Origin of the sequence: Paenibacillus sp. FSL E2-0178, from assembly GCF_038593005.1 — a bacterium.
GTDB classification, from domain to species: Bacteria; Bacillota; Bacilli; order Paenibacillales; family Paenibacillaceae; genus Paenibacillus_AQ; species Paenibacillus_AQ phytohabitans.
Genome location: NZ_CP151953.1, coordinates 3,678,554 through 3,704,716 on the forward strand (window position 1 = coordinate 3,678,554; position 26,163 = coordinate 3,704,716).

15 protein-coding genes are annotated in these 26,163 nt (G+C 54.1%); 7 read left to right on the top strand and 8 right to left on the bottom strand.

The window, feature by feature from the left end; translation table 11 throughout:
• The first annotated feature begins 381 nt into the window (after positions 1–381).
• A complete protein-coding gene (locus MHI42_RS16055) occupies positions 382–600 on the top strand; it encodes a hypothetical protein (RefSeq protein ID WP_342424436.1) in 219 nt (72 codons plus the stop codon).
• Between the two features lie 547 nt (positions 601–1,147).
• Here the strand turns inward: MHI42_RS16055 and MHI42_RS16060 are convergent.
• Together MHI42_RS16060 and MHI42_RS16065 are read right to left on the bottom strand one after the other, a co-directional pair.
• Entirely contained in the window at positions 1,148–3,298 is a 2,151-nt protein-coding gene (locus tag MHI42_RS16060; RefSeq protein ID WP_342424437.1) for an alpha-galactosidase, read from the bottom strand.
• A 677-nt stretch (positions 3,299–3,975) separates the two neighbouring features.
• Positions 3,976–6,513 carry a glycoside hydrolase family 2 protein gene (locus MHI42_RS16065; protein WP_342424438.1) on the bottom strand — a complete coding sequence of 846 codons (2,538 nt, stop codon included), beginning with the start codon at positions 6,511–6,513 and terminating at the stop codon, positions 3,976–3,978.
• A 292-nt stretch (positions 6,514–6,805) separates the two neighbouring features.
• Here MHI42_RS16065 and MHI42_RS16070 point away from each other — a divergent pair, with 292 nt between their 5' ends.
• The 6 genes from MHI42_RS16070 to MHI42_RS16095 all read left to right on the top strand — a co-directional run bounded on the left by MHI42_RS16070 (position 6,806) and on the right by MHI42_RS16095 (position 14,281).
• Positions 6,806–8,158 carry an extracellular solute-binding protein gene (locus MHI42_RS16070; RefSeq protein WP_039310194.1) on the top strand — a complete coding sequence of 451 codons (1,353 nt, stop codon included), beginning with the start codon at positions 6,806–6,808 and terminating at the stop codon, positions 8,156–8,158.
• Between the two features lie 251 nt (positions 8,159–8,409).
• Positions 8,410–9,303: a sugar ABC transporter permease gene (locus MHI42_RS16075; RefSeq protein ID WP_042133723.1), complete on the top strand. Its 894-nt coding sequence runs from the start codon at positions 8,410–8,412 to the stop codon at positions 9,301–9,303.
• Between the two features lie 2 nt (positions 9,304–9,305).
• Positions 9,306–10,139 carry a carbohydrate ABC transporter permease gene (locus MHI42_RS16080; protein ID WP_042133722.1) on the top strand — a complete coding sequence of 278 codons (834 nt, stop codon included), beginning with the start codon at positions 9,306–9,308 and terminating at the stop codon, positions 10,137–10,139.
• Positions 10,140–10,164: 25 nt separating this feature from the next.
• Complete coding sequence (locus MHI42_RS16085) at positions 10,165–11,976, top strand: histidine kinase (RefSeq protein ID WP_171720651.1); 1,812 nt, start codon at positions 10,165–10,167, stop codon at positions 11,974–11,976.
• A gap of 51 nt (positions 11,977–12,027) precedes the next feature.
• A complete protein-coding gene (locus MHI42_RS16090) occupies positions 12,028–13,524 on the top strand; it encodes a response regulator (protein WP_342424439.1) in 1,497 nt (498 codons plus the stop codon).
• A 13-nt stretch (positions 13,525–13,537) separates the two neighbouring features.
• Positions 13,538–14,281, top strand: coding sequence for a fused MFS/spermidine synthase (locus MHI42_RS16095; protein WP_256704001.1), 744 nt, complete (start codon positions 13,538–13,540; stop codon positions 14,279–14,281).
• A gap of 439 nt (positions 14,282–14,720) precedes the next feature.
• Here the strand turns inward: MHI42_RS16095 and MHI42_RS16100 are convergent, their stop codons facing one another.
• The 6 genes from MHI42_RS16100 to MHI42_RS16125 all read right to left on the bottom strand — a co-directional run bounded on the left by MHI42_RS16100 (position 14,721) and on the right by MHI42_RS16125 (position 25,862).
• Positions 14,721–14,918, bottom strand: coding sequence for a DUF4177 domain-containing protein (locus tag MHI42_RS16100; RefSeq protein ID WP_171720654.1), 198 nt, complete (start codon positions 14,916–14,918; stop codon positions 14,721–14,723).
• A 37-nt stretch (positions 14,919–14,955) separates the two neighbouring features.
• Entirely contained in the window at positions 14,956–15,315 is a 360-nt protein-coding gene (locus MHI42_RS16105) for a DUF4440 domain-containing protein (RefSeq protein WP_342424440.1), read from the bottom strand.
• Between the two features lie 130 nt (positions 15,316–15,445).
• The gene (locus tag MHI42_RS16110; RefSeq protein ID WP_342424441.1) at positions 15,446–17,860 is read right to left on the bottom strand and encodes a helix-turn-helix domain-containing protein; all 2,415 of its coding nucleotides are present in this window, start codon (positions 17,858–17,860) and stop codon (positions 15,446–15,448) included.
• 122 nt (positions 17,861–17,982) lie between these two features.
• A complete protein-coding gene (locus MHI42_RS16115; protein WP_342424442.1) occupies positions 17,983–20,307 on the bottom strand; it encodes a hypothetical protein in 2,325 nt (774 codons plus the stop codon).
• Positions 20,285–22,453: a right-handed parallel beta-helix repeat-containing protein gene (locus MHI42_RS16120; RefSeq protein ID WP_342424443.1), complete on the bottom strand. Its 2,169-nt coding sequence runs from the start codon at positions 22,451–22,453 to the stop codon at positions 20,285–20,287. Before MHI42_RS16120 ends, MHI42_RS16115 begins: the two co-directional genes overlap by 23 nt.
• 286 nt (positions 22,454–22,739) lie before the next feature.
• Entirely contained in the window at positions 22,740–25,862 is a 3,123-nt protein-coding gene (locus tag MHI42_RS16125; protein ID WP_342424444.1) for a fibronectin type III domain-containing protein, read from the bottom strand.
• Between the last annotated feature and the right edge of the window lie 301 nt (positions 25,863–26,163).

The following is a 26,163-nucleotide window of genomic DNA, read 5'->3' on the forward strand; positions in this document are numbered from 1 at the left end:
ATTTATCACGCTGCGGGCGTTTTAATTGCATTTTGTACAGTTAAAAACCCCCATATTCCGCAAAAGAGGGGCTGACGCTATTTTTAAGTGTACAGAATACAGTTAACCCGGGAATCCGGTTCAATTTCCGCTCTTTAGTTGCAGAAAATACAATTAACCGCTATACGCTGCACATGGGTTACTCTCCAAACAGACTGACAAAAAGCGAAAGAAGCGGAGGGGAAATTTGGAACTGTAGGAGCGATAGCACCTGCCTGAAAGCTTTCCGCAGGAAAGCTCGCTACGGAAGCATAATCAGTCACCGGATTTCCACCGCGAACAGCCGTAATAATCAAGAAATCTGGGGGCGGGCAGCGGCCGGAAATCCAAATGTTCACCGCAGTGACGGCTAAGCTTCAAGTTCAAATCTTGAGTGCGTTTTATCTATCAGCGGATTTAGCCCGACTCAGCCGCGGTTCTCGGGAAATAAAGTTCAGCCTGTTTACAGTTAACCTGCTTAATTCTGATATGAACCGAAGCTTACAAAAACCATCAAATAACGGCAAAGGGAGTATTGCTGCTACATCTGCTAATACTACTTCGTCTGGCTACGACTGCTAATGCTACTTCATCTGCTACTGCTGCTATATTTGCTACATCTGGCTACGACTGCCAATGCTGCTACATCCGGCTACGTCTGCTATTGCTGCTTCATCTGCTTCATCTGGCTACTGCTGCTACGTCTGCTTCATCTGCTACATCTACTACATCTGCTACATCTACTACATCTGCTACGTCTTCTACTTCTGCTACGTCTGCCTCATCTGCTATTGCTGCTACTTCTGGCTACGTCTGCTACTGCATCGTCAACTACTGCATCGTCTGCTACATCTACTACTTCTTCTACATCTGCTACTTCTGCTACGTCTGCTACGTCTGCTACTACTGCTATTTCTGTCTCGTCTGCTACGTCTGCTACTACTGCTATTGCTGCTAATTTCTGCTACGTCTGCCTCATCTGCTAATGCTATCTCATCTGCTTCATCTTCTACTTCTGCTCCTCTTTGCCGCATCCCTAATTATTCACATGCTACAGCTTTCTATACAAAATAGGGGAAGCCAAGGTCTCCCCGGCTTCCCCTTTCCCTTATGATCTGCCTGCTGTTTATTATTCAGCCTTCAGGTGGTAGCAACCGCTCACGAAGTCCCGCTGGACCTCCGGCAGCAGCAGACCGGCCTGCATCAGACAGTCCCCGCCGTAGACTTCGCCGCTGCCTTCAATACGGTAGTCGAGGTCCGGGTTCAGGCCCCCGAGCAGGAGCATCCGGCGCGGCGGGTGCGGCATGGCAAGTACCCGGAAATAATAGACCAGCGCTTCGCGCTGATCATCCGAGACGAACATCCAGGCCGTATCATTGCCCTCGAACGGGCTCTCCAGCCGGTACAGATTGCCCTGCTGCACCAGGCTGCGGATTTCCTTATAATTCGCTACTTGAGCCTTTGCCAGCTCCTTCTCCTCCGGAGTGAACTTCGTCAGATCGAGCTCATAACCGAAGTTGCCGGACATAGCTACATCTCCCCGGAAGGACAGCGGCGTGAACCGGCCCACCTGATGATTCGGCACCGCAGAGACATGTGCTCCCATCGAGCTGGCCGGATAGACTAGACTGGTGCCATACTGAATCTTCAGGCGTTCTACCGCATCGGTGTCATCGCTGGTCCAGGTCTGCGGCATATAGTAGAGCATGCCGGGATCGAAACGGCCGCCCCCGCTGCAGCAGCCCTCGAACAATATATGGGGGAATGCCGATGTCAACCGTTCAAGCAGTTCGTACAGCCCGAGTACATAACGGTGCGCAGTTTCTTCCTGCCGGTCTGCCGGAAGCTGCGCCGAGCCGATCTCGGTCAGACAGCGGTTCATATCCCATTTAATGTAGGTTACCGGAACTGAAGAGAAGATACGGCTAAGCGACTCGAAAATATACTGCCGTACCTCAGCCCTGGTATAATCCAGTACCAGCTGCCAGCGGGCTTCACTGCGGCGGCGGCCCGGCACATGCAGACACCAGTCCGGATGGCTGCGGTACAGATCGCTATCAGGCGAGATCATCTCCGGCTCAACCCACAGGCCGAATTTGAGTCCATGGCCGTTCACCCGCTGCGCCAGGTCAGCCAACCCGCCCGGCAGCTTGCGCAGATCCTCTACCCAGTCACCCAGCGAGGAATTATCCGCATCCCGTTTGCCGAACCAGCCGTCGTCCAGCACGAACAGCTCAATGCCGAGCTTCGCCCCTTCGGCGGCAATCGCCTCCAGCTTGTCGGTGTTGAAGTCGAAATAAGTGGCTTCCCAGTTATTGACCAGAATCGGACGCTCTTTGTTCCTGTACTGTCCTCGGCAGAGACGGGTCCGGTATAGACGGTGATACGTTCTAGACATCTCTCCGATCCCCTGTCCCGAGTAGACCATAACCGCTTCCGGGGTCTGGAAATGCCCGCCGGGCTCCAGCTTCCAGGAGAAATCGAAGGAATTCAGACCGATGGCAAACCGGGTGGTTCCGAAGGGATCTACCTCTGTCTCAGCTTCAAAGTTACCGCTGTATACCAGGGAGAAGCCGAACACCTCGCCTTGGTTCTCATCGGCTCCGGCCTTGGCCAATGCAGCAAACGGATTATGCTGATGGCTGCTCATCCCCCGGCGGCTCTGGATCGCAGAGTTGCCCTGCTCCAGGCGTCTGCGGGTAATCTGGGCCTCACGCGACCAGGCACCGGACAGGTAGATCATATCCATGTCAGCCGCCGGGAAATCCACAGAGGCACTAAGGGCGCGCTGCAGCTGCAGCGTATCCGGGCCGTCATTGACGAATTCCACGGAACGCGCTATGACATTCCGTTCCTTATATACCGTATATCGCAGCTTCACGGTCAGCTTGGCGTAATCATCCTTCAGGATAAGCTCAAGCGTATCTGCTTCCTCCAGCGATTCCACATACACGGAAGGCAATCCGGCAAGCTCCGGTTTGCCTTCCGTCACGCGGTACCCGCTGTAACGCAGCTCAGTGACCCGTGTTCCATCCTCAAGTTTGGCCTGATAGGCAGGAACGCGGAAATCCCCGGTTCCATATTGCGGATATTCCTGCGGCAGCCGGTCCAGCGAGCCATGGGCCACCGGCAGGAGCAAACCGTCCAGATTGCTGCCCTCACGCAGCCGCCCTCCCCAATAGAGATGCGCCGGATAACCATTCACCAGCCCGATCACATAACTCATCCCTGTGCTCTGCAGGTGGAAAATCCCCTTGTCTTCCTGAACCCAAATCGCCATGGCCCTGATTCCTTCTCTCCTAAGGATTAATTATCTGCATCCTGCAATTTACAGCTACAACCTGCAGCTTACTATCTAATATCTAATATCTAATATCTACTACTTACTATTTGCTTCGGCCTACAACACGCGCGAACCTCCGCCTTGTCACCCAACGATAAGCCGAACTCCGCCCAGTCACCCAACGGTAACCCGAAGTTCCTGTGGTCTTGCCGGTCTTCGGCGGTGATCTACTTCTACTACCGCTACTACTTCTACTGCTGCCACTCTTACTTCTGCTACTTCTGCTACTTCTGCTACTTCTGCTACTTCTGCTACTTCCACTTCCACGTTCTCCAACATTCTTTATTCTTCACAAGACCCGCCTGCTTCTACGAAACAAGTCCAAGCGGACTGGAGAGCCGTTATTTCGCCGAAAATGCCACTTTTTCCTTCCACGCGGACTCAGAAGCCCCTATTGCACCGCTTCATCATCCAAATGGCCTTCTGAGCGGGAATTAAGGTCTTCTGAGTCCGCAAGAGTCGAAATTATGCTTTATTTCAAACAATAAGGTCTTGTCAGTCCGCAAGCCTGCCTGCTTCCCTAAAGTAGCAACGGCAATCCCGTCCATCAAAGGACGGAATCCGTTTCAGCGGTTAATAGAAGAATGCAGTATAGCGTAGCACCCGCTATATATTTAGATATAATCCGCCATCGAGCGGACCACCAGGCCCGTTGGAGCCGCCGGCGTGAAGTCCGCCTCACCGCTTCCGCTGAGCGCAAACTCTATCGTCTTCGGCTCGCCCGGAAGCAGATCGAAGAAGTTGTCGGAGAAGATGCCCTCTTCTTCTACGGTCAGATGCACACCTCTAGCCAGCACATCGCTGCTGAGCGTGAAGCTCTTCCCGGCGCTGCCCGGCACTTCCGTCACCGTAATCACCGGCTTGCTCAGCGGAATATCCTTGGCTGCCGCGAAGTAATGCTCCTTGTGCTCCAGCACCTGTCCGCCTTCCAGCAGGGAAGCCACCAGCAGCACTTGAGCCAGCTCGCGGCCTTCCAGCAGCTCAGCAACCGGCAGCGTGAATACCACCTCTGCCGAATCCGCTGCCAGCGTTACCGGCTGCGACCATTCCCGCAGCAGGGCGCCGCTGAAGTCATGGAGCCGAATCACCAGCTCACCGTCCAGCGCCTGACGGCGGTCGGAGACAGCGTGAACCTTGAGCGTATCCCCGTCCGTACCGTCAATGGACAGCAGCACATCCTTGAAGGACTTGCGCACGGTATATTGCAGCGCCTTCCAGCGTCCGTAATAATCCATACCCGCCCATGAAGCTACCGGCCAGCAGTCATTCATCTGCCAGTACAGCGTGCCCATGCAGTAAGGCTTGTTTCTGCGGTGGCTCTCAATTGCGATGCGGATCGCTTCCGCCTGAAGCACCTGGCTCATGTACAGGAAGCCTCTGAAATCTTTAGGCTGCGGCAGGTACATATCCATGTACTCTTTGATCAGCTGATTACCCCGTCCGTTCTTCTGATGGGCCAGCATCACCTTGGACTCCAGCTCCATATCCGCTTCTTCCGCGTAGCTGAGCACCGACTTCAGCTCCGGGAAGGACTGGAAGCCATATTCACTCATGAAGCGGCCAACCTTAAGGTTATAGTTCTCAAATGGCTCGATTCCGTGCCATACTCCCCAGTAGTGAATATCGCCTTCGCCCATAATCCGCGTAGCATGCTGATCCTGACCGCGGGTAAGCTCACGCAGCGGTGAGGAAGGCCAATAATCCACACCCGGATGATTCGCGGCAACAGCCTCAGGCAGAATCTTGTGGAAGATTTCTTCATACGCGGCCCATAAGGTCTCACGGATTTCACCACTCAGCTTCTCCTTCCAGCCCCAGCCCATATTCTCCTCGAATTGCGACCAGGCCGAATCAATCTCATTGTTCCCGCACCATACAGCAATAGACGGGTGATTCCGCAATCTGCGGACATTATATACCGCTTCCTCACGGATATTGTTCAGGAACGGCTCGTCCCCCGGGTACATGCTGCACGCGAACATGAAGTCCTGCCAGACCAGCAGGCCGTACTCATCACACAGCCGGTAGAAAACTTCCTCTTCATAGAATCCGCCGCCCCACACACGCAGCATATTCATATTGGATTCCACCGCCGTAGCAATCTCATGGCGGTAACGTTCTTCCGTAACCTCAGTTATGAAGCTATCATTGGGAATATGATTCGATCCTTTAGCGAAGACCGGCACACCATTCAGCTCAAAATGGAACGAAGCCCCGCGCTCATCGGGCTTACGGACCAGCTTAATTTCCCGCAGTCCGGTCGTAACCTCCGACACGGCCACCGCTTCTTCTCCCTCCAGCAGCTCTGCACGGAAATTGTACAGCTCAGGTGCACCCAGCTCGTTACACCACCACAGGCGCGGCGTATCGATGACCAGCTCCAGCTCCACCACCTGATTGCCCGGAACCAGCGAAGCGGCCTTCATCCATTCCTGCCCTTCAGCTGTTACCCGCAGCATACCGCTCCAAGCTTCCGGAGCATCCACTTCAACTACAGCTGTCAGCCGCGCTTCGTTCGGACTCACCGCATTCTGGCGGATGTACAGATCCTTAATGACCGCAATGTCCCGGCCCTCCAGCACGGCTTCACGCCAGATGCCGCTGGTCAGGAATCTCGGGCCCCAGTCCCATCCATAGTGGTACGGCGCTTTGCGGGCAAACACACTGATCCGCTGCTCCTGAAGCCCGCCGAGCTCGGACTGGTCATTCGGTGCAGGCAGATCATAGCCCAGCTGTGCCAGCTTCGGCAGATCCTCGGTCACCACCGAACGGAATACGATGCGGATCTCATTCTCCCCAGCCTGCAGAAGGCCCTTCACATTCACGGTCCAGGAGCGGAACATATTATTTGCGGACAGGGCATGCACATTGTTCACATATACATCTGCATACGTGTCCAGTCCGGCGAATACCAGCTCCGTAACCGCCAGTGTCTGCCATTTCTCTTCTAATGTAAGTACAGTTCTATATTCCCAGTTCTTCTTGTCGATCCATTGCAGGTCATGTTCATTGGTTCCATAAAAGGGCTGATCTATAACTCCATTCCGGAGCAGATCCGTATGTACCGTTCCCGGTACGGCCGCCGGAAGCCAGGCTTCATCTCCACAGGCTCTAAATTCCCAGTTCGTCAGGTTGATGTGCAGTTGTTTCATAAGTCCTCCTAAAAGTTTTGTGAGCGTACACTTCCCTGAGATTGCTTCGTACAGAACCCGCATCGGAAGTATACGCTTTAAGTTTTAATAGCATAAGCTTTAAGTTGAATAGCCTACGTTTTAATTACCCTCATTGTATTTTGTTATTTTATTGTTAGCAATAACTTAATTATAATCTTATAAACAGAACAAATAAAGACAATAAATAATAAATGAATACATTTCTCATTGGATACTTTAGCGCTATAATAATCATGTAAACGCTAACAATAAACGAAAAGGGGACTACACAATGAGAAATAAGTTATTTTCGTTATGTTTTGTTATCATCATGATCTTCTCTTTATCCCTGACAGGCTGCGGTTCTAACAACAATAACAACGCAGCGACGGCTACAGATGAGCCGGCAGCAACCACCGCTCCTGAGACTGCCGCCGGAGAGGCAACAGCTGCACCTGCTACTGAACCTGCAGCGGCAGGCGGCGCTGACATCAGCGGCAAAATCATTTTCCTGACCAACAGAACCGACATGATCGGCAAAGAGTATGACGAATATGTTAAGCGCTTTAATGAGAAATATCCGAACATCAAGGTAGAATTCGAAGCTTCCCAAACCGACTACAACCAGCAGGCAAAAGTTAGAATGGCCAGCGGCGAGCTGCCTGACGTGATGTTCGTCCCTAACATTCCGAACTCCGACCTGCCTAAATATTTCGCCTCACTCGATGATCTCGGACTGAATGACCAGCTCACCTTCAAAGATTTCAAATCCTTTGACGGCCAGCTGTACGGGATCACTACCGGTAACTCCACTTCGGGGATTGTTTATAACAAAAAAGCCTTCGCCGATGCCGGAATCACCGAAGTTCCGAAGACATGGGATGAATTCCTCGCGGCCTGCGAGAAGCTCAAAGCTAAAGGTGTCGTTCCGCTCGCTTCCAACTTCAAAGACAAATGGCCGCTTAATGACTGGGTATATGCTGTTCCCCGCGTGATTGCCGGCAACCCTGACTTCCCGAATGAGAAGCTGACACAGGATGCTCCGTTCACCATGGACAACGGATACGGCAAAGCGCTCGGTCTGCTCAGAGAGCTGAATGAAAAAGGCTACCTGGAAAAAGACATCAACTCCACCAACTGGGAGCAATCCAAGAAAGACATCGCATCGGGTAAATTCGCCATGTACTTCCTGGGTAACTGGGTCATCAATCAGGTGATCGGTGCGGGTACCACTTCCGATAACGTAGGCTTCTTCCCGCTTCCTTATGACAACTCGGGCACTTTGACAGCTCCGCTCAGCCCGGACTTCTTCTATGCCGTGGCTAAGAACAGCAAGAATGTCGATGCTGCCAAGGCCTTCGTGAAATGGATGATCGAAGAATCCGGATACGAGGACTTCGCCGGCTTCATCTCCCCGCTCAAAGGCAAAGAATCCAAGCTGACTCAGCTTAAGGAATTCCAGTCGACGGGTGTAGTCCTGCAGGAAGGTACCGTAGATGACGCCAAGGTTACCGAAATCACCAACAAAGCACAGCTCGACTTGCCTGCTATGGTCCAAGAGTTCGTGCTTGCCAAAGATCCGCAAACCGTCTTCGACAAATGGAACAAAGCCTGGGCCAAAGCCAAGAAAGACCTCGGCTATTAAAAATAACCCCACAAAGTGGAGCTTGGCTTCGGGTGATGACTCAGGTACTTTGCGGGGACCCCGAAACATATAAATCCTTTTAAAACAGCCCCACGAAGTGGAGCTTTAGCTTCAACGTATAAAAATGATTCGCCCTGCTGCACTAAGCAGCCAGATGCACTAAACTTCCGGCGCAAAAGGGATTATCGCCTTCATGGATAATCCCTTTTGTCGTCAATCCCACTTAAGCTTTCACGAAAGAAGGGTATGCGATGTTCGGAACACTATCTTATAACAAGCAGAAAACTATTATCATAGTCTCCTTTCTGCTGATCCCGCTGATCCTCCTCGCCACGTTCACTTATTATCCGGCGCTGAAGCTGGTCTATTACAGCTTCACCAACTGGGACGGCTACAGCCCCGAGAAGCCTTGGGTCGGCCTCGATAATTACCGCGAGGTGTTTAACACCCCTGATATTTTCAAAGTATTCACCCATAACTTCGCCTACTTCGTCATGGGTCTCGTTCAGAATATAGTAGCCATCTACTTCGCCGTTGTGCTGAACAGCAAGCTGCGGGGCCGGAATGCTTTTCGCATCATGCTCTTCCTGCCTTACATTATGAATGGTGTCGCCGTTGCCTTCATGTTCGGCTATGTCTTCGACACTACCAACGGTTCACTGAATCTGTTCCTGAACAGCATCGGCCTGACCGGCCTCGGACAGACCAGCTGGCTCGGCACCGAAGGACTGGTGAACTACGCGCTCGCTTCCACCGGCTTCTGGCGGTTCATGGGCTACAATATGGTGATTTATATTGCTTCCCTGCAGGCCATTCCGCGTGATATTTATGAAGCTGCGAAGATTGACGGTGCAAACTCGATGCAGACCCTCTGGAGAATTACGCTGCCGAATATGAAGGCCGTCATTCAGCTCAATCTGTTCCTGACCGTGACCGGCGCACTCGAAGTCTTCGACCTTCCGTTCGTACTCACCAAAGGCGGCCCAGCGGGCGCCAGCCAGACGTATGTCCAGCGCGTGGTGGATACGGCATTTGCCTTCAACAATTACGGCCTGGCCTCGGCCATGAGCGTTATCCTGCTCTTCTTTGTAGTCATTGTACTGCTGATTCAACAGCTGGTTCTTAGCCGGGGAGGAGATAAGTAGCCATGGAACATTCCAAATTGCGCTTCAAAGACCTGTTCAAATATTTCACGCTGCTCATCGGCGTATTCGTAGTGCTGTTCCCGCCGTATGTCGTGATCGTCAATGCGTTCAAATCCACAGATGAGTTCAACAGCAGCAGCTCTATGGCTCTGCCGCACAGCTTCCTTAACTTCGACAACTTCATCGCTGTCTTCCAGCGCGGCGGGCTGCTCAGCGGCTTCGGCAATGTACTCGTCATTATTATAATTACATTGACCCTGAACATTCTGTTTGGCACAATGGTGGCATATGTACTGGGCCGCTTCTCTTTTAAGCTGAAGCCGGTTGTGTTCGGTGCATATCTCGTGGCCACCATCATTCCGAGCATCACCACCCAGGTGGCAACCTTCGGCATCATCAAAAATATGGGGCTCTACAACACGCTTGGCGCTCCCATTGTGCTCTATATCGGGGCCGATGTGATCCAGATCATTCTCTATTTACAGTTCATCCGCAATATTCCGTTTGATCTCGACGAGAATGCCATGGTTGAAGGCGCTTCCCTGTTCAAAATCTACCGCTCGATCATCTTCCCGCTGCTTACACCGGCGACGGCCACCCTGGTCATCCTGAAGACGATCAGCATTTACAATGACATGTACATCCCTTACCTCTATATGCCCAAGCAGAGCCTGGGTGTTGTAACGACGATCCTCATGCGTTTCCAGGGGGTCAATTCAGGCGAGTGGAACCTGATCTGTGCGGCGATCCTGCTGATCCTGCTGCCGACAGTCATCCTCTACTTCTTCCTGCAGCGTTATATCTTTGAAGGCGTAACGAACGGCGCGGTGAAATAGGGGATGTACGGAAAGGAACAACACAGTGGTATCCTATATCCGGAGATTTCCGCGTACCCTTTGGCTGTTCCTGGCCAATCTGCCTATGGAGCGCAAGCTGATTGTCGTGTTTATTTTTCTGATATCCATGCCGATCACTTATGTCAGTTATCTCTCGTCCCGTTCCACCTTCAATTCCGTCCTGGTTAATGCAACAGCAAGCGCCGGACAGATGGCAGACAGCGCCTCGGATACCATCGACCGTTATGTAGCCGACCTGAAGAGGTACACTGCGCTCCCGCTCTACAATACCGATGTCCAGTTCTATCTGGAGCAGGAGCAGACCGATTGGGAAAAAAATACGGGCATGTCCATGTTCCTTAGCTATTTGAACCATACGAAAGAAGAGATTGTTGCCGTATACCTGGTGGATAAATACGGCTCCGTCTATTATGACAAAAGCTCGGGCATCAGCGAGCTGTTCCCGGAAGAACGTCTGGCACAGTGGCAGAGTCTCACCGAGTCCGGCGTAGCTTCCATAGTTCAGGGCAGGCATATGATCCGTGTAAATGCGGGGGATCACCGGGAGGTATTCAGCATTCTGCGTACCGTCAGTTCGGTCAGCTCGCTGCAGAAGATCGGCATTATTGTGTTCGATATCAATATCAGCCTGTTCAAGGGCATCGTGGACCCGGTCAATGCAGTCACCCAGGGGAGTACCCTGATTGTTGATGACAAGGGGGAAATGATGTACGCCAGCCCGGATGATTCAGGCGGTGGCTCCGGCATGCTGGAGAAGCATACGGACAAGTTCCTGCAGCAGGTGAACGGACACGATGGCCATTTCCAGATCACTCTGGACGGCAAGGAATTTCTCGCGGTATATACCGTATCAGCCAAGACCGGCTGGACTACAATGGTTTCTATCCCGCTGGAGCGGATACTGTCACCAGTGGAGAAAACCCGTAACGCGCAGGTGCTGACCACGCTGGCGATAATCGCCTTCGCCCTGATCGTAGCCACCTTCATCTCCCATGCCCTGACGAAGCCGCTGAAATCCATGGTCCGCCTGATGAAGCAGGTGCAGCATGGCAATCTGGAGGTATGGCTGCATCCCCGGTACAATGATGAGATCGGAATGCTGGGCAGCCACTTCAACCGGATGATCATCCGCGTGAAGGACCTGCTGCAGGAAGTGAAGCTGACGGAGAAACGCAAGCAAAAAGCCGATATGCGGGCCTTGCAGAACCAGATCAATCCGCATTTCATCTACAACACCCTTGAATCCATCCGCATGCTGGCTGAAGGCAGTGATGATCCCCGGGTCGCGAAGCTGACGTACCTGCTGGGAATGCAGATGCGTTACGGGATTGTCCGCAGCGAAGAGATGGTGACCATCGGGCAGGAGCTTGATCATACCCGTAATTATCTGGATATGCTGCAAATCCGTTTCCCGGACAAGTTCAGCTTGAAGATTGACGTGCCGGATGCTCTGCTGAGCTTCCCGGTCATTAAGCTGGTCTTCCAGCCGATCGTCGAGAACGCCGTCTTTCATGGCCTGGAGCCCAAGGAAGGCCCGGGCACCATCAGCATCACCGGCTGGGCAGAGGGGAGCAAAGCTGTATTTTGCGTGGAGGATGATGGTGTCGGCATGGATGAAGATACGCTGCGCGCGCTGAACCATACCCTGACGGGGGGAGCTGACGGCGAGAAATTCGGTATCGGCCTGCGCAATGTGAACGAACGGCTCCGCCTGGACTACGGCAGCCCGTATGGACTGCGTGTAGAGAGCGAATCCGGCCAAGGCACCCGTGTCATTCTAAGAATCGAGAATCTCTCCCACCGTATTGAAGATTAACCGGAAACAGGGCAACCTGCACATTATGTCTTTTGAAAGGGGATATCCGGATTGCTGCGTATTGTGATCGTAGATGATGAAGTCCTGATCCGCGAAGGTCTGGCCCGGATGATCAGCAAGGAGAGCAGCGATTTCGCCGTCATCCGCACTTATCCTGACGGCAAACAGCTGCTGGATGAGCTGCCTGCCCTCCAGTTCGATGTCCTGATTACCGATATCCGCATGCCGCAGATTGGCGGCCTTGAGCTGATCCGTCTGCTCAAAGCCAGTCATCCCCATATCCGTTCCCTGCTGATGAGCGGATTCGTTGAATTTGATTATGCCCGGGAAGCCATCCGCAGCTCGGCGGTAGATTATCTGCTGAAGCCGATCAATAAAGAGCAGCTGTTCGACGTGCTCTACAGCCTGGATCAGGAACGCACGCTGCTGCTTGAGAAGGAAGAACGGCACCGCTCCGGGATGCTGCTCTCCATGCTGCATATTGAAGAGCCCTCCGCTATGCTGATCGGCGGCCTTATTTTGCCCCAGCCTTATTTCTCGGTGTTTGTCCTCAAAGGAGACTCGCCTGAAACCGTCTGCTTCTGTACAGACAGTCTGCGGCAAGAGAAGGATAACGGATTCGATGTGCTGGAACTCCGCCAGGGACTGCAGGTCTGGATCTGGTATTCTGCGCAGCCGCTGGAATCTGCTGCATTAAGCGAGATCCGCAGATATCTGCAGGCTGCCAGTGCAGGGCATACTCTGCATGTGGGCATAAGCCGCTCCTACGCGGATGCAGCCAGGCTCAGAACGGCTTATCTGGAAGCCAAACATGCCTGTGACTGCGGAATATACCAATCCCGGCCGCTGCATTATGTTACTATTGAAGAGCTCATCCAGCCGGATAAGGCAGGGTCTGGGCTTTTTGCGCCTTATCGTGAACCGCTGGTCCATGATTTACAGATCCTCAATGTCGAGGGTGTACTTGCAGGAATTCATAAGCTGTTCTCGGAGCTTGCATCGCAGTGTGCTTATCCCGAGCAGATTCTCCGCATGTGCCGGGAGATGGAAGAGCTTGCCCGTAAGGAAGTGCAGGAATTCGAAGCGGTCTACCGTAACGGATTAACTATGGCGCTGGAGGAACAGCTGGAGAGCTGTTTGGCTTTTGCAGATATGGAAAAGCTGTTCGCTTCCTCCTTGTCGTCTGCCCTAAGCAGTATCCGTGCCCACCGGCTGGAGTTGTCCGGTACCGCCGTCGAGACCATCAAGCGCTGGATCTCAGCCAACTATAACCAGCACGCAGATCTGAACACCCTTGCGGGGATGGTGTATCTTACGCCAAGCTATTTGAGCAAGCTGTTTAAGCAGGAGACCGGCCTCACGCTGACTGATTATATAATTGAAATCCGCATCCGCAAGGCCAAGCAGCTGCTGAAGAATGCCCCGGACCTCAAAATCCATGAAATCGGCACCGAAGTCGGCTATCCCGACCCCGCCTATTTCAATAAACTGTTCAAAAAAGTTGTCGGCGTCACGCCGAATGAATATAAACGAATCTCATCTGTATAAGGAGTCTGATCACTTGCATCCGCTGTCCCGAACTACACATGACTCTCAGGAAATTGAGGTATATGATACAACCGAGTTGTATGGCGAGACCGGACGGTTCCGTGTGCTGCAGTTCTCGGGTGAAGCGATTCAAGGCGCGCTGGATCTGGAGCATCCCCGCCGGGTCGTCTTTGAATATCCGCGGGCGATGATCCATCTGATGGAGGCGGGCGATCCTTATTTCGAGGATGTGTTCCTGATCGGGCACGGGATTGGAACGATTGCCGGGTATTTTGCGGAGAAGCGCTTTAAGGTCGCTGAGGTCAATGAGCAGGTTGTGGAATACAGCCGAACCCGCTTTGGTTACAATCAGGACAATGTCCTGATCGGTGACGGCCGCAGCCTGCTGGAGAATGAAGCAGACCGGAGCTATGATTACATTCTGCTGGATGCCTTCACCGCTGCCGGAACGCCGGCGCATTTCACCTCGCTGGAGTTCTTCGGGCTTACCCGGGATAAGCTGCACGGACACGGCGCGATTATCATGAACCTGATGGGCCGCAGCGATAATGACCGGCTGATTAGTGCGATCCACACGACGCTTAGCGAGGTGTATCCCCACACTAAGACCTTCGCCCTCCCGGCAGAAGGCAACGCCGATCTCCGCAACATTATTATGGTTGGCAGCAGCCGGCCAGTCACCTATCAGTCCCGCCACATGGCGGGATTCAGCGAAATTACGCCGGAGCTTGGGCATGTGATCCGGGACCGGCGGTAGTTGGCTAGAAGCTATATAGCTGGAAATAGACTCTTTCCTTCGGATTAGCCCGGGCTTCTTGGTTGAACAACACGCTTCATAGGACCGGATTTACGCCGCCCTAGCTCTAACTGTATTTTGTACAACTAAAACGAGCGATTTTTGCGCTGCGAAGGTTTTAGTTGTATTTTCTACAATTAAAAATCCTCATATTTCATAAAAGAAGGCTTACCCCTATTTTTAATTGCACAGAATACAGTTAACCCGGCAAATCCGGGTTTTCGCCGTCTTTTAACTGCAGGAAATACAACTAAATGCTAGGCACTCCGCGTTCGGTACGCGCAGGCAGGCGCTGCCGGGGGAGAGCTGTCCGCCCATTTAACAGATACGCTTGTGGCCGAACTCCACCTTGAGTCCGCTCAGCTCCGCTGCGCACCACTCGACCAGCCGCTGAATAGGCCTACTCCGTTTTCTTTTCAAAAATCAGCTCATAATATTCCGGAAATCCCACAGCCTGGGCGCTGGGCATGATAACAAACTGAACGAACCGCCAGCCCTCTGCTGCATGCGTATGTATAATCTCCTGATAATTCTCCGTTGGCAATTGGAGAAATCCAGTATTCTTCTTTTTAATTTGTACAAATTTGTATTCAAACATTGATCTTCCTCCTGTTGTAATTTTCTACTTAAGCATGTTAACCCTTCACCGGCGTCCCCTGATGAAAAAACATCTGCCAGCGTCCCTCAAGCAACCTCCAGACCGAGCTGCGCAGGCAGTGAATGCCGGAATCTTCATTGAAGGTCCGGTAGGTCGCAAGGACAGCCTCCTCAGACAACGTATGGAGTTCGAAGTTACTCAAGGTCATCCGTACCTCACCTGCTCCCCCTTCGCCAACCTGATCCTGCTTCCGCCATACCCTGCCTGAACTTCCGAATTCAGTGTAATCATCTGCGATCAGCAGCGATACCGCCGCCGGATTGGTGCGCACCAGATTGCTCAGCAGCTGCTCCTCGAGATCGCAGATATGGTCTGCCAGCAATTCTTTAGCTGTCACATCAATTCCCTCCTTTTTACATTTACTATTCTGGATGGGCACCGGAATATCCTCTCGTGGCAGCAAAAAGCCCGGTCCGTTCTGCAGGAGGCACAGCGCTAACCGGGATTCCGCAAGGGAAATATGATGCCTACTCCAGCGACCGCTTCAGGCGGTATTCCTTGGGGGTAACGCCGAAGGCTTTTTTGAACAATTTGAAAAAGGTGCTCTCATTGACGTATCCGACGAGCTCCATAATCTGCTTGATGCTGATATTCTTCGTCTCCAGATAAGTCTGGGCATGCTGAAGGCGGATATCGTTCAGATACTCGCTCACCGATACCTCTTCGCTCTGCTTGAACATTCTGCCGACGTAGGCAGGAGTCATATGCAGCATCGAGGCAATCCCCTGCAGACTGAGGTTCGGCTCTTTATAATTCATCTCGATGATTTCCTTAATCGCGTCCATCAGAGCCGCATTCTTGCCGCTGCCCGTCTGGTCCAGCTGATCATGGATATCCCGGCATACCCTGCCGAATAATTCAGCGGTCTCCTGAAGCGTCTCCTGCTCCAGCACCTGGCGGCTGAGTGTGCTCAGCTCCACATTCAGCGGAACAACACGGTTATGGTTAATCTCCTTAACGGAGGTTTTGATAATGCCCGTGATATGCAGCAGGCTGTGAACAATGGCATCATAATGGCAATGCCCCAGCGGAGCCAGCATATGCCCGATAGCCTGCTCCATGGCAGGCAGATGACCGGTACGGATACTCTCACCCAGCCTCTTCTCCAGCTCCGCCGGGAAGCTATACTCCTGCTGCCGGAGATTGCCGTCCACTCGCTCCTTCGTAATGATGCTTTGCCGGCCGTATACCAGCTTATACATCGAATATTGAACAGCCGCCGCATAACGGTCCGGAATCTGTTCATGGCTGCCGCAGGGTTCACTGGCCGTGAGGGTCAGTGACAGCTGGTAATAACTGCTGACCACCTGCTGGATGTTACGGAATAGCTCATGCAGCGCTTCCTCATCTTCGGTTTCACTATTGCTGCCTTCCGCCCGGCTGATCAGCAGGGCCAGATGACTGCTGCGCATATCTGCCAGCTCACAGAGATATCGTCCGGGACGCAGGATCTCTTCTGCAATATTGCGGATAGCAAAATAATACAGGCTGCGTTCATTATGGCTGGTCCTGCTGATGAACCCGGAATATCCGTCCACCTGAATCAGGATTACCCGGTAAGGGCCGCTGCGGTTGATTTGCAGGCCGTTCTGCCTGATATTATCCTCGAATTCCTTCGCGGACAACACCTTGCCACCGGAGAGAAGGGTTCGGAGGTAATAGCTTGTAATAATATGCCGCTGTTTGCCCTGCTCGTCTGAGACGCTTCGCAGCTGCTGGGCCATCGTACTGAACAGGCTGGCCACTGCCGATAATTCATCCTTATCTTTATCTTTTTCTTTATCTTTCTCCTTACCCTTCTCCTTACCCTTCTCCATATTCTGCCCCGTGGCCTTACCAGCCGCCGCTTTCCCTCCCGGCTGCATCCCCAGCTGGCCTATCAGACGTCCAACAGGCTTATAGAGCTTGTGTGCTACAAGGGTAGCCAGAACCACAGCCAGCAGCAGAACGGCAATAATGACGGACAGAAAGGTGCCGCGCAGCTCCCGTATAGGCTGAAGGATAATTTCATACGGCTGCACACTGACCACCTTCCAGTTCGTCCCCTGTATATTCAGATAGTTGACCAGCAGTCTGGTGCTGCCGCCGAACCTGCCGGACAAGGTGCCGAATGCTTCGGCATCCCCCGGCGTATGCCCGCCCAGCGCCCGGATCAGCTCCCCTTGACTAGGCAGCAGCTCCGGGTTACCCGAGAGCAGCAGCTTGCCTGCCTCATCCAGCAGATAGACACCCGATTGCTCAGGAATAGCGAAGTCATTGAACGAGCGCAGATTCTCATAGAGCCATTCGGGCTTGATATTGACGACAAGTGCACTCTCCTTACTGGTGCCGGTGTCCGTGAAATTCTGATACATCACCAGCGAAAAGAAATCAACGGGCTGGTCTGCTCCGCTGAAATTCATCGGAATCAGCTTCATCCGGGGAAGCTTCTGCTTATTCTTCACCAGCAGGGCAATCTCCCCGCTCATCGGGGCATCCGGTTTGTTCAGACTGAGCTCCCCTACGGTATAGGTCCGGTCGTCATAACCGTTATAGACAAGGATCGAATGCAGGAACGAAGAGGAGAGGTAGGCCTGCTTCAGCGAATTCATCGAACGGATCACCAGCATTTCGTCAGGATCACGCAAATTCAGCAGCGGTACAATATTAGGGTCCATGTACAGGGAGACAGCCAGATTATTCATTACTCCTGACATATAGGACAGGTTGATTTGAATCTGCTTCATAGCCTTGCGGCTGACCTCCTGCTGCATCCGGATTGCGCTGCGTTCCGCATTATACTGCAGGAGCAGCGAAGAACCGGCGAGCACAGCCACCATCAGCAGTGTTACAGAGCCTATAATGCGCAGCAGGTACTTCTTGGACCTGTAAGCTTGCCACATCGGCAGTCCCCCCCTCTACTAAGATGCATTATGCCGCCTGTAACCAGCATGACATATAGCGGATGGGGCAATCTACTGTACAATGTGCGAATTGCTCTCCGATCTCAGACTGCGATTTGGTTTCAGTGAAAAGCCAGCGGAACCCTGCGGACAGCGCCGGGCTCTACGTTGATGCGCGGCCAATCCGCAGCTGCATATTGCCCTAGCGCAACTGCCGCTGCGGTGGACAGCTCGGCGAATATGGACACCTCGGCCGGATAAGCTGTGTTGTTCGCAACGGTAAGGACCTGCTTCCCGTTCTCCTCCTGCAGCGAGCATTCCACATGATCGAATACCCACAGCAGCCCTGTGTCGGGCTGTACATAAATTCCCGGAACCTCGGCATAGGTCAGCATATTCGAGACCTCACACCAGCAGGAGAGCGGCAGCACTTCCCCGATCAGCTCCGTGCCCTCCCAGTCGCTCATATTCACCCTTTCGCTCATATAACCGGGCAGCAGCTCCTTCCCGTCCCAGCCCATGACAGGTCTGTCCTGGCGGGAGAGATATTGCGGAAGCTGATGCGCAGTATCCCTGAGCTGCTCCATATAAAGTGGATTACCGGTGGCCCGGAACAGCTTCAGTAGCGAATCCCCTGACAGGGTGCAGATGCCCGGAGCGCTGTGCTTATTCTGCACATTGGCAATGACCGAGCCTGCCGTTTCAATCCCCAGCCGTCCGAAGGTCGAGCTTTGCGGAAAAACAAAATTATACGACACACACCACGAGATCGCCTGCCGGGCCGCTTCCTCTGCCCGCTGCAGCCACTTCTCCTCCCCTGTCGTTTCGTGGAGGACGATGAACGCTTCCAGCAAGGCGAAGGCCGACTCGCTGTCCGGACACTGCAGAATCTCTCCGGGCCCGCCCGTGGTTACACCCTCCCGGGTATACTGGCGGTAATAATAATCCCCGGCTGCCTGCGCCGCCGCCAGATACACCTCTTCCTCCACATACCGCCCGTATAGCGCCAGTCCGGCAATTGCCATCGCTCCTCCGGCAGAGCCGCCGACCAGCAGCTCTCCGGTTTCGGCCTGTATCCATTGGCCGAACTGGCCATACCGGCCCCATAAGCGGAGGAAGCCATCGGCAAGCCGCCGCGTGCCCTCAAGCCAGCGCTCCGGCAGAGGTTCATTCGGGTGCAGCGTGTTCATTGCCATGAGCTGCTTCCCCAGAAAGTACAACGCATCCGCACTCTTGCGCACAATATGCCATTGCTCCGGATGATCGCGCTGCGGATCTTCATTGAACTCATCGCCGTAGTAGCGGCCGTTATAGAATACACCGGGGAAGAATCCGGCCTCCGTCTGTCCGCTGAAGATGAAATCAAGGGTCCGGCGGGCTCTGCGGACCGATTCTTCGCCACCCGCAAGCAGCAGCGCATAGCTGGACATGCCGCCGCCGACCCAGCCCAGCTGCCAGTCCTGATGCTTCATATCCACGGTGCCTACGGCGTAATAGCCGTACGGCTCCTTCCAGTTCAGTTCGTTATATTTCTGCTCCTGAATGGCCCACGCCGCCGAGAACGGCAGGCTGGAGGACAGCGCCGGAGTTCCCGCCAGCGACTTGCGCACCCCGGCGAATCTGGCGAACAATCCGTCTACACTGCCGCAAGGGAAGCTGTATACCTCAAAGCTCAGGCTGAGCTTATCGCCTTCCCCGAAGTCCGCCCCTCTATCAGGGGAAGGGGCTCCGGTGGTACACATGTCGTATTTGATCCTCGGCCGTACGCCCGGAGCACGGAAGGATATAACAGCAGAGCCTCTGTCCTCCCCTTCCTGCACATGAATCGAGGTCTCCCCGCAACCGGTCCGTTGACAGGTTAGAATCAGGATTCCCTGTCTGCGGACCGGATCATATACCCCCACCGCCGGTGTAGCCGCGTCTCCGGCCAGCAGGTGGAAGGCCGAAGGGCCGGGCCCTATGGACAGCCGCGGCACGTCTGTAATCAGCGCCGGAGTATCCGGGCCGCGCTCCGTCAGCTTGCTCCAGCAGGGCGGATAGCTGAAGCTGCGCACATCGAAGCGGTTGCCGTTATATACAGCGCCGGGAACAAGCACATAATTGGAGCGGTCCCAGGCAGCAAATTCAAAGCGGACCTCCGCTGCCGTTTGGCTGGACTGTCCCCGGTGGAGCCAGTTCACTTCGAGCCTGGCTCCATCACTGCTGCCGCCTATCTCGGTGCAGCCAAGCGTAATCTCCCAAGCCGCTGCTTCTCCAGCAGGCAGAAGGGTCTGCCCAGCTTCTCCGGCATCTCCGGCATCTCCTGCATCTCCTGCATCTCCTGCGTCTGCCGCCCAGCCAATGTGATATTCCATAAGCGGCTCGGCCTCCTCGAAGGTGTGCGAAGCGAAAGCCAGCTTCGCTCCGGCTTCTTCAAGCAGCAGCTCAAGCTTCTTCTGCATCTGCATCTGTCGCCCCCCTCTCTTCTCTCTCCGCCAACCCTGCTTCTGAAGCTCTGTCACGCGGGCCAAACTGCGAGAAATCGATATCCTCCCAGCCTAAGGCATACGCCGGTGAAGAAGGCTGCAGCCGGTAGTCCCCTGCCGGACCATCAACGAAATCCGGATCAGCCAAGACGGTAGCGGCATCATATTTGCCGTCCAGTACAGCGCGCCAGGCTTCCCATGTGTATTCTTCGCCCCATACACTATTGGGGCCTACAGACTCTGCCGGAAGCTCGCCGGTGATCCGGGGGACGGCTCCACCGCTCCAGAACAGGTTGCGGTCAGCAGCCCGGAACCGCTTGGGACTCCAGTTGACGAAGCAGTACAGATGACCCGAATTAGAGATGATATTCCCTTCGACTGTAATGTCCCGGTTAGCTTCCCCTACCATCTCCTGCGAGCCTATAGCGTTGACCGCCTGGGGATTATCCGCCATCAGATTGTTGCGGATGACATTGCCGACGCCTTTGGAGAAAATCGTCATCCACAGCTTCCCCTCCCCGGTGCTGTAGAGATGGTCAAGCACGTTATGCGACACAGTCACATCATCGGAGGCATCATCCAGATAGATGCCGAAGCCGAAGGAGAAATGGATACCGCTGTGATGCAGCCGGTTGCCATGGATGACGTTCCGGCGGCCGATTCCCCAGGATTCGATCAGTCCCCCGTCCTGGCTATCGGTCATCACCTCCGAAATATCGTTATAGCTGATCCGGTTGGCCCGGGTAAAGAGGAAATCCCAATGGTTCTCCCGCGTCACGGCTACACCCCATAGAGATTCCGGCAACTGCTGATGACGTTGTCCTTTGAGGGATATCCCGTAGCGGGGCATATGTGAGATGCGGTTATGCGCGACCTCGCAGTCCCCGCACTGATACAGGACAATTCCGCTTCCATGGCCGACGAGCTCTCCGCCATGGCTAATCCGGTTGTTCGTGATCCGGTGTCCTTTATTCTGATTGGCATCCTCCACTTCACGGAAGCAACCTTCCCCCGGAGCATAACCTGAGGCGTAAATGGCCGTGTGTCCAACGGTCTGTATAATGTTTCCGTCCAGCACAATCCGTTCGGCGCTGCGGTCTAGGAAGATGCCGCAGGAGCCGGATTCACGGATATGGCAATCCGAGATTTCAATCTCTTCCGCATTGCGGATATAGACCACTCCGTTACGTTGTTCATCCGGTTCAACATTATCCATTCCCGGCTCACTGCGCATCATTCTATAGTCTTCATAGAAATCAGTGCAGGCCAGGGTCAGACCCTGGAAGGCCAGACCGGATACCCGCCGGGAATCATCTTCCCCTTGAATTTCAAGCAGCCGCAGGACAGAAGGGGCGATAACCTGCTCCTCCAGCGGAGTGCCGCGCTTAGGCCGGTAATACAGCATAGCCTCTGCCTCATCCAGATGAAATTGGCCGGGTTCACGCAGGAACGACAGCGAGCCCTGCAGGAAAAAGCGTGAGCCTGCACCTATTCCCCAGATGGTGGGCCGCGCAAGCTCAATCCAGCCGGAAGAGTGATCGATCCGCCGCACCGGAATCGTCTCGGAGGCCCAGTTCCACTCCCCTTCTCCCGGCCACACAAACATCTGCAGTCCCGCCGTATCCAGCTGCTCCGGCACATCCCCTTTCCGGGCAATGATCCCGTCATGCTCTCTTCCCTCAACCGAGGCAGCGGATTCGTAATACCCCGCCGCCGGGAGGCGGGCTTTCGCTACCCGTTCCCCGCCTGCATATAGCGTCTGGAACCGGGTTCCCTGCGGCAGCGGAGTACGCCAGATTCCGTCCCGCCACAGCTCCCAACCGGAGAGCACGGCGCCTCCCGCGAGGACCGGCTTCTCTCCCTCAGCATTACGGTAGAGTACACGGCAGCGGGTACCCGCTGCATCCCCGCACCCGAAGCGCAGCGGCTCGCCAAGCTCGTAGATACCGCCCCCGAGGAAGACTGTTATCTGCCCTGTGTGCCCTCCGGCTAGGGCATCGCGCACCGCACTCTGCGCGGCGGGAATTGTGCGGTACGGTTCTTCCCGGCTTCCGCTGCCGGAATCATTCCCTATATCCGGGTGGATATAAAGCTGCAATTCACAATCCGTTTCCCGTTCTTCTGACACGCCTGTTTCCCCCATTTCCCCTCATCCCTTCTCATCCTGATTCACGCGATTATAGGCTTCTTCGTAGCCTTCTTCACAACCTTCTTCACAGCTTTCTGCGTCACCAGCTCCTGTCTCCAGCATGCAGGCTATCACACTACAAAATCTACTGTTCAATATGGCAATTGCCCGCATTCATACTGTACTTTATGAGATTTACTGTTCATTTCCGCAGCAAAGAGGCTTTCGCGGGGCCGCCTTTAGCCCTGCGAAAGCCTCCGTAACTTATAACTGTATCCTGCTTACCTTACTGAATTGGAGCCAGATGCGCCCCGTCAATGACCGTGAACGTTGATCCGCCACCCGGAACGGTCCAGGCTACGGACAGGGAGTCATCGCCCTGATCTTCCTTGTGCAGCGCCTCTACGTAATAGCGCTGTCCTGCGGTCAATGTAATCTGGCCGGACTTCTGCGAAGGCTGGTAGGTCCAATTTCCCGCTGGCGTCCAGCCGGCTACGTTGGCGATCAGGACCTTATTGGCCGCACTGTTAGTCGTGCTGAGCCAGAGCTCACAGTCATTATCTCCGGCAATGGCAAACTGATAAACACCTGTAACCGTCGGCACAATATATCCTCTTACGCGTTCCCCGTAGCTGTTGGCCCAGTTCGACGGACTTGTAAAACTCGTCAAGGCCGTAACCCCGGTTGGTGTCGTCCCTACCGGGATGGCTGAAACTGAGCCTCCCGTAACATTGGTCCAGTATTCACGGGTAATCGTCCCGACCTGAGTCAAACCACCAGGCGTCGGTGTTGGTGTTACTGTTGGCGTCGCCGTTGGTGTTGGTGTCGGTGCTACCGTTGCCGTCGCTGTCGCCGTTGGTGTCGGTGCTACCGTTGGCGTTGCCGTCGGTGTCGGTGTTGGTGTCGGCGTTGGCGTCGGTGTTGGTGTCGGCGTTGGCGTTGGTGTTGGTGTTGGTGTTGGTGTTGGTGTCGGTGTCGGGTTGCTGCCTCCACCCTGGTTCACATCACAGGTCTTGTAGAAACCCACGGCCGGATCGGTGCCGAAGGCATTCGTCGAGCACATGACGGTATTGGTGTAGGTGCCGTAGGCGTAGCTGTTGTTCGCCCCGAAGCGCACCTGCTTGGTGCCTGTGAAGTTACAAGGATTGTTCTCACCGGCACAAGGAACCCAGTTAGCCGAGGATACCAGCGTCGTTACGCTCAGTGTATTGCTCGCGGCCGACAGGTTGCCCGCTGCATCCTTCGCCTTGACGGTGAAGCTGTAGGCTGTGCTTGCCGCAAGACCCGTCACCTCAAAGCTAAGTGCTCCCGTGGTCGACCCGGTCAGTACGCCCCCCTTATAGACATTGTAGCCCGTGACTCCAATATTATCGGTTGATCCGCTCCAGGTAAGACTGACACTGGTGTCCGTCTTGGCCGGTGAAGCGAGATTCGCCGGAGCACTCGGGGCCACCGTATCCGGACCATTCGTCGTTACACTCAGCGCATTGCTTGCCGCCGACAGATTGCCCGCCGCATCACTGGCCTTCACCGTGAAGCTGTAGGCTGTATTCGCTGTAAGCCCAGTTACAGTATAAGAGGTTGCACCTGCACCTACTGTAGTTCCCGTGCTTACACCATTTTTATAGATCGTATAGCCGTATACCCCCACATTGTCGGTGGATGCCGACCAGGTCAGATTGACTGTGGTATCTGTTTTGGAAGGCGTGCTTAAGCTGCCCGGTGCGGTAGGAGCCGTAGTATCCGGCGGACCAGCGTATACGGTCACCGTCTGCTCCTTCACACTGGCCCGGCCGCCATTATCCCAGACACCAAGTATGACCTTATAGGTGCCTGCCTTCTGGTACGTATAGGTTGGACTCACCGTGGTAACCGGAATGCCTTCACCCAGATCCCACAGATTCTCCACAATACTGCCATTGTCTGTGGACGTATTGGTGAATGTGACGGGTTGCCCCAACTGAACGGTCAGCGGTGCGGTGAAATTGGCTACCGGCTTCGGATCACTGAAGCCCCGGCTGGTAAGCTGCGTATTCGTACCGTTGCCGCTGACGGTATTGCCGCTCCACTCCAGATCAGCAGCCGCTGACGGATACTGGTCAATGGATGGTCCACTGTTTCCAGTAATGGTGTTATTAACAAAGCTGATCCGGTCCACCCCGGAAGCTGTCGTAATCTCAATAGCTTTCCGGCCGTTATTCAGAATCTGGTTGCTGTCAAAAGTAATGTTCCGCGTATCCCCGTGAATCCGCACGGCATTGCCGTCATACCCCGGATAAGCGGCGGCGGGGTTGCCGGCCGGTCCATTTTTCCAGATATTCTTATAAAAGTACTGATACTGCTCCGTCTGTCCGGTACCGGCACCCTGCAGCTGCATGCCCCACATCACGATGTTCTGCACCGTATTGTAGTTCCACAGCTGATAGCCCGTACCCGGCGACTGCTGCATGCCCACCTGCTGTCCCCCGTCTACGAGATTGTCCGAGGTGACACCATGGTCAACCATAACCTCCAGCCCCATGTGGCCGACAGAGCCGTCCGTTGCCTTAACTACATTGTTGCGCACCGCAATATACTTCGAGCGTACGGCGCTGATCCAGTGATCGACGTTGTTGTTCTCAATCAGCGAATAGTCGACGTTGGTATGCAGCTCGATGCCGAGGCCCTCCATTTTTTTACCGGTGCCGGTGATGGTGTTGCCGCGGACAATGGCATAAGGACTGTCATCATTCACAAAAATCCCGCCCCGGCCCGTATCCGCAATCGTATTATTCTCGATCAGCGCATAGCTGGAGCCCCAGCCGGCCCGTACCCCGCCTCCCCAGTCGGAATTCACACCGGTGTTGGTGATTGTATTGCCCGAAATCTCAATATGGGTCGATCTTACAGCATATAGCGCAAAAGGTCCGAAGCCGCTCGATGCGACGAAATCCTTGACCCGCAAATTACGCATTTTGTTGCCGTTGCTGTCTTCGGAAGTAACGGCAGACTGGGCTGCGGTGTTGTTGCCTCCGTCGAGGGTCATGTCCGATACTTCAGCATTCAGCGCATTATGCAGGTAGAAGAAGGTTGCGGCCGTGGCGCCGGGAGTGAACTTGATAATTACCGAATCCCGGCTGGCCCCGGCAATTTTGACTCCGGTTTTGCTGTTGACGGTTCCTGACAGATAGTAGGTTCCCGCCGGAATGAGCACAGTGTCTCCGCTGACCGCTGCATCTACAGCACTTTGGAGCGCCGCCTTGTCGTCTGCGGTATCCCCGCCGTTCGCACCGTAAGCGGTTACATTTAGCGTTGCGGCAAACGCTGGAGTTGTCGGCACGGCTGGCAGGAGAAGCGATACAGCACCAAGAATACAGAGTATCCGCACTTTCAGTTTTGAGGCGTGTTTCAGCTTGCTTGTCATCTTCATAAATCCCTCCCCTTCAATTCTGAATCGGCTGCAAGACTGACTTCCGGCTTCCCGCATGATCCGATGCTTCCGGCAGGGCAGACTGAATGTGAGCCGGGACATCTCCTCCTTATCTTGCCATACCTTCTACAGGGGGAGAAACTGTTCATTTTATCAAAAAGCATGTTTTACGCACTGTATAAAACGCCAAAAGCTTTAATTTTACAGAATATCATCCAGGCATCTGACAAAAGCCTTGCACCTCTAGGCAAATTTGTTTAAAACTATATCATACCTACTCTCACACCAATGTCTGCGCCGA

Excerpts from the sequence above, each read along its gene's own strand:
- MHI42_RS16060 (WP_342424437.1), bottom strand. The coding sequence starts at position 3,298 with ATGGCGATTTGGGTTCAGGAAGACAAGGGGATTTTCCACCTGCAGAGC.
- MHI42_RS16065 (WP_342424438.1), bottom strand. The coding sequence starts at position 6,513 with ATGAAACAACTGCACATCAACCTGACGAACTGGGAATTTAGAGCCTGT.
- MHI42_RS16070 (WP_039310194.1), top strand. The coding sequence starts at position 6,806 with ATGAGAAATAAGTTATTTTCGTTATGTTTTGTTATCATCATGATCTTC.
- MHI42_RS16075 (WP_042133723.1), top strand. The coding sequence starts at position 8,410 with ATGTTCGGAACACTATCTTATAACAAGCAGAAAACTATTATCATAGTC.
- MHI42_RS16080 (WP_042133722.1), top strand. The coding sequence starts at position 9,306 with ATGGAACATTCCAAATTGCGCTTCAAAGACCTGTTCAAATATTTCACG.
- MHI42_RS16100 (WP_171720654.1), bottom strand. The coding sequence starts at position 14,918 with ATGTTTGAATACAAATTTGTACAAATTAAAAAGAAGAATACTGGATTT.
- MHI42_RS16110 (WP_342424441.1), bottom strand. The coding sequence starts at position 17,860 with ATGTGGCAAGCTTACAGGTCCAAGAAGTACCTGCTGCGCATTATAGGC.
- MHI42_RS16115 (WP_342424442.1), bottom strand. The coding sequence starts at position 20,307 with ATGCAGATGCAGAAGAAGCTTGAGCTGCTGCTTGAAGAAGCCGGAGCG.
- MHI42_RS16125 (WP_342424444.1), bottom strand. The coding sequence starts at position 25,862 with ATGAAGATGACAAGCAAGCTGAAACACGCCTCAAAACTGAAAGTGCGG.